Genomic DNA, 8,475 nt, shown 5'->3' on the forward strand with positions numbered 1-8,475 from the left:
GAACTGGGTCTGGCCCATGGCCCCGGCCCACGAGCCCTTCAGCTGCATGCGCGTGACCTCGCCCGAGGCGATGATCTTCAGGGCGGCGATCAGCTCGCCCTCGGCCCAGTTTCGCCGGCGGCCGTCGGCGGCCAGGCTGGCCATCGAGCGCACGACGTCGAAATTGCCCTGGATCTTGCCGAACGCCGATTCCATGGCCCAGACGGCCAGCAGGATGTCGCGCGGCACGCCGTAGCGGCTCTCCACCTCGGGCAGGAAGGCCAGGGTCTGGCGCTTGTCGCGGCCCACGGCAACGCGGTCGTCGCTGATCACGCCACGGATATAGTCGCCGACCGGCTTGGAGAATTCGGGCTGACGGCCGTCCAGCGAGATGACTTTCGGGTCGGGCGTGACGCCGTCCAGTTCGCGGTCCAGCAGTTGCTGGGTCAGACCGGCGGCCAGGGCCTTCTGCTTGAAGGCGGCCAGCCAGGCGTCGAAGCCCACCGATTGACCCGAGGCGCCCGGATCGGCGCTGGGCGCGGCGGGGGCGGGCGGCGGCACGCGCGGCGGCGCGGGCGGGGCGACCGACGGCGCCAGGGGCGCGTTGGCCGAGGTGTCGGCGCAACCGGCCAGCAGCAGAACGAGGAAAACGCGTCTATCCATGGTGGCAGGCTACCGGGTTCCGCATGAAGGCTGCAATCACAAGGGCGACAGAGCGGTTAAGGTTGCGCTCCCTGTTGTGGATCATGTTCAATCTGATTGCGCAATTTAGCGATGTGAGGCTGCGATGCCGTCCAGCGATGAATTTCGATCCAGTTTGTTTGGGCAATTTCGTGCTGCACGAGCCCGAGGTGCGAGCGCAGTTGAAGTGAATTCAGGTGAACTGCATCGAAAACTCGGTGGCTATCCGGGGACGAACCACCGAATGCCAACCTGCTGTGACGTCATGGAAAAGGAGCTCAAAGCTGGTGACCAAGTCATCTCCGAGCCCGAGAAAGGCAGGGGCGCTTCCCTGACTATTCGCTACAAGCTGCCCCGACCAGGCTAGCCCGCATTGACTCCTCCCCCTGTCCTGCTTATACGCCTGCCCTCCGAAACATCCCGGATGTTCCTTTCGCCACATGGCGGCCGCGAACCTCTCCGCTGAAGTATAGAGACGGTCATGAAGGTTCGTAGCTCGCTGAAGTCGCTGAAGTCGCGTCACCGCGATTGCAAGCTGGTCCGCCGCAAGGGCGTGATCTACATCATCAACAAGACCGACCCGCGCTTCAAAGCCAAGCAAGGCTAATGACGCCTGCGCGGCCTCCCAGGGCGCTGCTCTGGGACGTCGGCAACGTCATCGTGCGCTGGAATCCGCGCACGCTCTACGCGAAGATCTTCAAGGAACCGGCCGATCTCGACCGGTTCCTTTCGCATGTCGGGACCCTGGATTGGCACGCGGCGACGGATCGCGGCGTGACCTTCGCCGACAACATCGCCGCGCTTAGCGCCCAGCACCCCCACCACGCCGAGCACATCGCCGCTTGGTGGGACCGCTGGCCCGAGATGCTGTCGGGAACGATTCCCGAGACCGAGTCCGTCATCGAGGACCTGGCCGCGCGCGGCGTGCCGCAGTTTGGCCTGACCAACATGTCGGTCGAGACCTGGCCGGGCATCCAGGCCATGAGCCCCGCCTTTCGCCACTTCCAAGACACCGTGGTCTCGGCCGAGGAGCGGGTCATCAAGCCCGAGCCGCGCATCTACCAGATCGTCCTGGAGCGCACGGGGCTGGATCCGGCCGACCTGTTGTTCGTCGACGACAGCCTGGCCAATATCGAGGCCGCCGCCGCCCTGGGCTTTCACACCCACCACTTTACCGATCCGGCGATGCTGAGGCCGGTCGTGGAAAAGCACGGTCTGCTCTGATCCTTCTCCCCTTGCGGGAGAAGGTGGCGCGAAGCGCCGGATGAGGGGTTGAAGACCGTGGCCGCCGCGACCAGTTGAACGGTCACGCTGGGCGTCGACGCCTTGCGACCCATCATCCGTCGGCTGCGCCGACACCTTCTCCCGCAAGGGGAGAAGGATCTCGGGAGCGACGACATGAACATCGGTTTCATCGGCCTGGGGGCCATGGGCAAGGCCATGGTCGAGAACCTGCTGGAGAAGGGCCACGCCGTGACGGTGTGGAACCGCTCGCCCGGACCGGCGGTCGAGTTAGCCGCCCAAGGCGCCCTGGTGGCCGACAGCGTCGAGGCTGCGCTGCAAGGCGACATCGTCCTGTCGATCCTGGCGCATGACCAGGCCATCCGGGACGCCTTGCTGCCGGGCCTGCCGCGCGCCCGTCCCGGCCTGGTCCACGTCAACCTGGCCACGATCTCGACGGCCTTCGCGCGGGAGCTGGCCGAGACGCACGCCGGGCTGGGGCTGGGCTATGTGGCCGCGCCGGTGTTCGGCCGACCGCCGGTGGCCCGGACCGGCGGGCTCAACGTGCTGGCGGCCGGCGCGCCAGACGCCGTGGCGACGGCCCTGCCGGTGCTGGAGGCCCTGGCGGTCAAGGTCTGGCCGATGGGCGAGGACCCGGTCCGCGCCAACGCCGTCAAGATCGCCGGCAACCTGATGATCGTCTCGGCCGTCGAGGCCATGGGCGAGGCGACGGCCCTGGGCGCGGCCCACGGCGTGGCGGCGGCCGACCTRCTGGACATGCTGACCAGCACCATCTTCGCCAGTCCGATCTACAAGATCTACGGCGCCATGATCGCCGAGGGGCGCTACCATCCGCCGGGCTTCGCCGCCGACCTGGCCCTCAAGGACGTCCGCCTGGCCCAGGCCGCCGGCGACGAGAAGGGGCTGGCCCTCCCGCTGGCCGATCTGGTCGAGAGCGGCCTGGAGGCCCTGCTGGCGGGCGAGGGCGAAACCCCCGATCTGGCCGCCCTGGCCGAAGTGTCGCGCGGACGTGTGGAAGGGCGTTAAAATAAGAAGGAGAGGGGGGAATCGGCCTTCCACTAATGGCCCGTTGCCACTAGGTTCCGCGCCTCTCATTTCCCCGCTTTTTGCGAGATATCTTCATGGCTGACGACGCCGCCCCGCACGCCGACGTGCTCAACTCCACCGCCCAAGGTCAGCTGAAGAGCATCATCGACCGGGTCGAGCGCCTCGAGGTCGAGAAGACCGAGATCGCCGAGCAGATCAAGGAAGTCTACCTGGAAGCCAAGGGCAACGGCTTCGACGTCAAGATCCTGCGCAAGGTGGTCCGCCTGCGCAAGACCGACCGCGCCAAGCGCCAGGAAGAGGACGCGATCCTGGACCTGTACCTGTCGGCCATCGGCGAGATCTAGGACGGCTTTGGGGACACACACTCGCCCCGCGGCTTGGGTCAGTCTTGCCGTGGCCTTGCCGCGAGTGTGTGTCCCCACCTCGCTCTACGACTGAAGCCCTCGTTTTTCCGCGTGCGTCGCGCCGCCGACGCCCGCTAGTCTGCCCGCATGCGCGCCAAGAAGCCGCCCGATCCCCGTGCTCAAGCGCGCAAGGCCGCTCTGAACGCCCTCAAGCGCGCCAAGCGCACGGCCGACCTCGCCGGTATCGAGCTGTCGGAGTGGGAGGGCGAGTTCCTGGGCTCGGTCGCCCAGCGCATCGAGACCTATGGCCGGGCGTTCGGCGATCCCGAAAAGGGCGGCGCCGGCCAGGCCATGTCGGTCAACCAGACCATCAAGCTCAAGGAAATCGCCGCCAAGGCGAAGGGCGAGCGCAAGCCGATGTCGCGCGGCAAGGGATTCGGCCGTCGCGGCACCGTCCGGGCAGGGCGAACTCCCGAATCCTCGACCGGGTCGGACGGCGAATAGACAGTTGCGGCCAAGCTTCGGTCTAGGGCGAATCCCGCAGTCGGCGCCTGGGAATCCCCCGAACCCTGCGAAAATGGTCCCCGTTTTTCACCAAACAGTGATTGCTGAAGTGCGCCGTTAGGATTTCGGTAACGAAACGAGCGGACATTTGGTCAGCGCGTAAAGTATTGCTTTTAATCGATTTTATCGTCCGTCCGCGCCGTAGAAAATGGCTGCGACTGACGCCGCGACAGCGTGACCGCGGTGGGGAGTCTCACGCCTTCCATGGGCAGCCCGAAGATGGCGACCACGATCTACGACTATCTGTTGCGGCGGAAGGCCGATCTGGAAGCGCGCATGCTGGAGGCCCAGCGGCGGGCCCAGGCGCCGTTCGAGGATGAGCTGCGGGCGCTCAGCCTGGCGCTGGGCGCGATCGAACGCGGCGGACTGGCCGAGCAGGTCCCTGAAGGGCGGGTGGACGGCGAACCGGCCAGCTTCGCGCACGGCGCGCCGTCGCGGCGCGGCCGCAAGCCGCGCTCGGCCCGCGAGATGATCCTGCTGGTGCTGGGCAACGGGGGATGGGTCCGGGCGGAGGAGCCGGCCGAGACCGAGCCGGCCGAGGCGCCGACGCCGATGGCGATCAGCGCCTGATCGGCGCCGCCCGCTACGACGCTTCCTTCAGGTCGATCTCGATGCCCTGCTCGCGAACCTTGCGGTAGAGGGTCGAGCGGCCGATGCCCAGGCGACGGGCCACTTCCGACATGTGGCCGGCATAGACCTCGATGGCGTGCTGGATCAGGTCGCGCTCGATTTCCTCCAGGGTCCGCAGGTGGCCGCGGTCGTCGAGGATGCGCACGGGCGCGTCCTGGGTTGGGGCGCGGGCCATGGCGGCGTGGGCGGCCTGCAGCACCGCCGGCAGGTCGGGCTGGGCGGCGCCCGTGGCGACGGCTTCGGGCAGCGGCGCCACGATCCCCGAAATGGCCGGGAAGTCGTAGGGCTGCAGATAGGGGGCGTCGGCCAGGATGATGGCGCGATAGACCGCGTTCTCCAGCTGGCGAACATTGCCCGGCCAGTCGAAGGCGATCAGGTGCTGCAGGGTCTCCGGCGCGGCGCCCACCACCCGCTTGCCTTCCTCGACGTTGAAGCGGCGGATGAAGGCCTCGACCAGGGCGGGGATGTCCTCGCGGCGTTCGCGCAGGGACGGGGCCTCGATCGGGAAGACGTTCAGGCGATAGTAGAGGTCCTCGCGGAACCGGCCTTGCTCGACGGCGTGGGCGACGTCGCGGTTGGTGGCCGAGACGATGCGCACATCGACCTTCTGCGAGCGCTTGGAGCCGATCGGATCGATCTCGCCTTCCTGCAGGGCGCGCAGCAGCTTGACCTGCATGTCCAGCGGCAGTTCGCCGACCTCGTCCAGGAACAGGGTGCCGCCGTCGGCCTCCTTGAACTTGCCCAGGTGCTTGTCGGTGGCGCCGGTGAAGCTGCCCTTCTCGTGGCCGAACAGGATCGACTCGACCAGGTTCTCCGGAATGGCGCCGCAGTTGACGGCCACGAACGGCTTGCCCGCGCGGTCGGACCCGCCGTGCACGGCGCGGGCGATCAGCTCCTTGCCGACCCCGCTCTCGCCGGTGATCAGGATGGGGATCGACGACTTGGCCGCGCGCTCGCCCATGCGCTTGACCAGGGTCATGGCGGGCGAGGTTCCGATCAGGTCGGCGAAGGTGGTGCGGTTGCCGGCGCGCTTGGTCAGGCGCTCGACCTCGCCCTTCAGGTCGCCCATCGACAGGGCGTTGCGGATCGAGACGGTGATCCGCTCGGGGCTGGCCGGCTTGATGAAGAAGTCGGTGGCGCCGGCCTGCATGGCCTTGACCACGGTGTCKACGCCGCCGCTCGCCGTAAGAACAATCACGGGCTGCACGAAACCGCGGGCGCGCATTTCCTTCAGGGTGTCCTGGCCCGACAAGCCCGGCATGACTAGATCCAGCAGGACCACGTCGACGGGCGCGCCGCTGGCCAGATGGGCCATGGCCGCGTCGCCGTTCTCGGCGTGCGAGACCGAAAAGCTTTCGCGCTCGAGGACGGCCTGGATCAGCCGCCGTTGAGTCGGATCGTCGTCGACGACGAGAACCGTCTTGGTCATTGCAGACACCCGTTAGAACCGGCCGCGTCCGACATGGGACAGGGCTCTTGTTGGTTCAGAGTGATACAGCCACGGGGTAAAGACCGGGTTTCGGAGACGTGAGTCAGGCGTTAACGGTCGCCCTTAACGAGGTGTGACGATCGGGCGCGGCGCGACCCGCCGCCACGACCGGATGCAGGAGGACGAAGCATGGGTTCAGAGGCGCACGACCTGGCCGAATGGTGCCGGAATCAAGGGGCCGAGGCCCTTCGTCAGATCGACCTGTTCGGGGCCGGCGGGGTGAAGGCGCTCCTCCAGATGCCGGACGGCTCCACCCAGGAAATCACTTCGGGCGTGGTCGAGCATCAAAGAACGAACGTGGCGATGTTCGAACGGATAGTCGCGGCCCTGACGGCGGCCTAGGCGCCTAGCCCGCGATCCTGCCGGGCGGCACGCGGCGGACCACGCCGCCGCCGTTCTGGCTGACCATGCGCGCGTCGATGCGGGTCTCGCCCTCGCGGCCCACGTGGCAGACGCCGACGAAGTGACTCTTGCGGCCGGATTTCTTTTCGGTGGTGGTCGCCTCGAACCTGACGTCCATGGCCCCGGACGGCGCCGCGCCGGCGGTGTCCATGTCGGTGACCTCGATGCCGTTCAGCGGACCGATGGCGAACTTTTCCTTCAGCCGCTCGGTGCAGCTGTGGAAGACCACGACGCTGCGGATGGTCTGGGCCAACCAGCCCATCTGCTGGGGCTGGTCGGCGGCCATCGCCGACGGCGCGGCGACAAGGCCCACGGCCAGAGCGGCGGAAGCGGCGACCTTGATCATGGAGATTTGCCCTCATCGACGGCCCTTCGTCGACCGGCGGTATTCTAGGGCGCGACTCGCCGGCGCGTCCTTTAATTCGCGGTAATGCGGACGTCTTTGCCGGCTCCCGAGCGGGCGGCTGTTCACGTGTGGCGATCCGACCTAGCCTGCACTCAATAGGTGTGGCGTGGGAGGGGATGATGTTCGTTGGGCACTACGCGGCCGCTCTGGCGGCGAAAGCCGTTCAGCCCAAGGCGCCGTTCTGGACCTATGTGCTGGGCGCCCAGCTGGTGGACGTGGCCTGGGGCGGCCTGGTGCTGATCGGCGTCGAGACGATGAGCCTGGATCCGCGGCTGCCCGGCAGCCCGCTGATCCTGTCGCACATGCCCTACACCCACAGCCTGCCGGCCGTCCTGGCCTGGGCGCTGGCCGCCGGCCTGGCCGCGCGATTCCTGCTGAAGCTGCCGCGCGCCGCCGCGATCACCGTGGGGCTGGTGGTGCTGTCGCACTGGGGGCTGGATTTCCTGGTCCACCGGCCCGACCTGCCTTTGGGGTTCGGCGGGCCCAAGGTGGGACTGGGTTGGTGGAATCATCCGGTTCCCGAACAGGCGCTGGAGATGGGGCTGCTGGCGGTCGCCGCGACGGCCTGGGGCTGGCGGCGCGGCCTGCAGGGCCATAGCGGCTGGAGCACCCCGCTGTTCGTCGTCCTGCTGATCAGCATGCAAATGCTCAGCATCCTGGCCCCGCCGACCGGCGGCGCGCCGCAGATGGTGATCGCCTCGCTGTCGGCCTACCTGCTGGCGGCTCTGTTCGCCTGGCTGATGGATCAGACCGAACGGCGGGGGCGCTGAGCGGCCAACGACCGCGGAAAGCTCCCAACGAAAGCCAAGGCCACGATTGCGCGCGTCTTTCGACAGGGCCATATCCGAGGCCATGAACGCGCCCTTCAAGACCGACGCCCTGCCCGAGTGGAATCTCGCCGACCTCTATGCCGGTCGCGACGATCCGAAGATCGAGACCGACCTGGCCGCCGCCAAGGCCGCCAACGACGAACTGGCCTCGCTGGAGGGCCTGTTCCTGCAGGCCCGCAACGAGCCAGAGCGCCTGGGCGTGCTGCTGGATCGCGGGATCAAGCTCTACGAGCAGGCCACCAACGGCCTGTGGGGCGTGGGCGCCTATGCGGGCCTGGCCGCCTCGACCGCCCGCGACGATCCGGCCTGGGCCAAGTTCGAGGCCGACCTGCGGGCCCGCTCCTCGGCCATCGCGGCCGAGAGCCTGTTCTTCTCGCTGGAACTGAACCAGCTGGAGGACAGCGAGCTGGAGAAGGCGCTCAAGGCCTTTCCGCCGGCCGTCCGCTGGATCCCGTGGCTGCGCCGCCTGCGCCTGTCGCGTCCGCACGAGCTGACGCCGGACCTGGAACGCTACATCGTCGATCGCGGCCCGGCCGTCAGCAACTGGGTGCGGCTCTATGACGAGACCCTGGCCAAGCTGACCGCCCAGGTCGGCAAGGAAAGCCTGACCCTGCCCGAGGCGCTGAACCGCCTGTCCGACCCGGATGGTAAGCGCCGCAAGGCGGCCGCCGACGGCCTGGCCAAGGCGTTGGAGGAACGCGCCTCGACCCAAGGCTTGGTCATGAACACCCTGGCCTTCGAAAAACAGGTCGAGGATCGCTGGCGGCATTTCGACAGCCCCGCCCAGTCGCGCCACCTGGCCAACGAGGTCGACGCCGACGCGGTCGACGCCCTGGAGCAGGCGGTGGTCGAGGCCTATCC

At 67.8% G+C, this 8,475-nt stretch carries 12 protein-coding genes; 9 read left to right on the forward strand and 3 right to left on the reverse strand.

Annotated features, from left to right (window positions below; all coding sequences use genetic code 11):
- Window positions 1–642 (reverse strand): lytic murein transglycosylase (locus AC1DZ6_RS20090; RefSeq protein WP_477098903.1); only part of this gene is annotated, 642 nt, incomplete at its 3' end.
- Window positions 643–1,141: 499 nt separating this feature from the next.
- Between AC1DZ6_RS20090 and ykgO the strand changes: the two genes are divergently transcribed.
- The 6 genes from ykgO to AC1DZ6_RS20120 all read left to right on the forward strand — a co-directional run bounded on the left by ykgO (window position 1,142) and on the right by AC1DZ6_RS20120 (window position 4,427).
- Entirely contained in the window at window positions 1,142–1,267 is a 126-nt protein-coding gene (gene ykgO, locus AC1DZ6_RS20095; protein ID WP_099447304.1) for a type B 50S ribosomal protein L36, read from the forward strand.
- Entirely contained in the window at window positions 1,267–1,884 is a 618-nt protein-coding gene (locus AC1DZ6_RS20100; protein ID WP_477098904.1) for an HAD family hydrolase, read from the forward strand. Before ykgO ends, AC1DZ6_RS20100 begins: the two co-directional genes overlap by 1 nt.
- A 174-nt stretch (window positions 1,885–2,058) precedes the next feature.
- A complete protein-coding gene (locus AC1DZ6_RS20105; protein ID WP_477098905.1) occupies window positions 2,059–2,928 on the forward strand; it encodes an NAD(P)-dependent oxidoreductase in 870 nt (289 codons plus the stop codon).
- A 95-nt stretch (window positions 2,929–3,023) separates the two neighbouring features.
- Window positions 3,024–3,293 carry a nucleoid-associated protein GapR gene (gene gapR, locus AC1DZ6_RS20110; protein ID WP_012284942.1) on the forward strand — a complete coding sequence of 90 codons (270 nt, stop codon included), beginning with the start codon at window positions 3,024–3,026 and terminating at the stop codon, window positions 3,291–3,293.
- Between the two features lie 147 nt (window positions 3,294–3,440).
- The gene (locus tag AC1DZ6_RS20115) at window positions 3,441–3,797 is read left to right on the forward strand and encodes a hypothetical protein (protein WP_477098906.1); all 357 of its coding nucleotides are present in this window, start codon (window positions 3,441–3,443) and stop codon (window positions 3,795–3,797) included.
- Between the two features lie 264 nt (window positions 3,798–4,061).
- Entirely contained in the window at window positions 4,062–4,427 is a 366-nt protein-coding gene (locus AC1DZ6_RS20120; protein WP_477098907.1) for a hypothetical protein, read from the forward strand.
- A 13-nt stretch (window positions 4,428–4,440) separates the two neighbouring features.
- On the opposite strand, the gene AC1DZ6_RS20125 is transcribed toward AC1DZ6_RS20120, so the two are convergent.
- Entirely contained in the window at window positions 4,441–5,916 is a 1,476-nt protein-coding gene (locus AC1DZ6_RS20125) for a sigma-54-dependent transcriptional regulator (RefSeq protein ID WP_477098908.1), read from the reverse strand.
- Window positions 5,917–6,105: 189 nt separating this feature from the next.
- Between AC1DZ6_RS20125 and AC1DZ6_RS20130 the strand changes: the two genes are divergently transcribed.
- Window positions 6,106–6,318: a hypothetical protein gene (locus AC1DZ6_RS20130; protein WP_477098909.1), complete on the forward strand. Its 213-nt coding sequence runs from the start codon at window positions 6,106–6,108 to the stop codon at window positions 6,316–6,318.
- 4 nt (window positions 6,319–6,322) lie between these two features.
- Here the strand turns inward: AC1DZ6_RS20130 and AC1DZ6_RS20135 are convergent, their stop codons facing one another.
- On the reverse strand, window positions 6,323–6,724 hold the full coding sequence (locus tag AC1DZ6_RS20135) for a hypothetical protein (protein WP_477098910.1): 402 nt from the start codon (window positions 6,722–6,724) through the stop codon (window positions 6,323–6,325).
- A 176-nt stretch (window positions 6,725–6,900) separates the two neighbouring features.
- On the opposite strand from AC1DZ6_RS20135, the gene AC1DZ6_RS20140 reads away from it, so the two are divergent.
- Window positions 6,901–7,554, forward strand: a complete 654-nt coding sequence (locus AC1DZ6_RS20140) for a hypothetical protein (protein WP_477098911.1) — start codon at window positions 6,901–6,903, stop codon at window positions 7,552–7,554.
- An 82-nt stretch (window positions 7,555–7,636) separates the two neighbouring features.
- Window positions 7,637–8,475, forward strand: an 839-nt coding sequence (locus tag AC1DZ6_RS20145; RefSeq protein ID WP_477098912.1) for a gluzincin family metallopeptidase, incomplete at its 3' end; no start/stop codon positions are given.

The sequence above is a fragment of the Caulobacter sp. P1_B12_2 genome, from assembly GCF_056406675.1.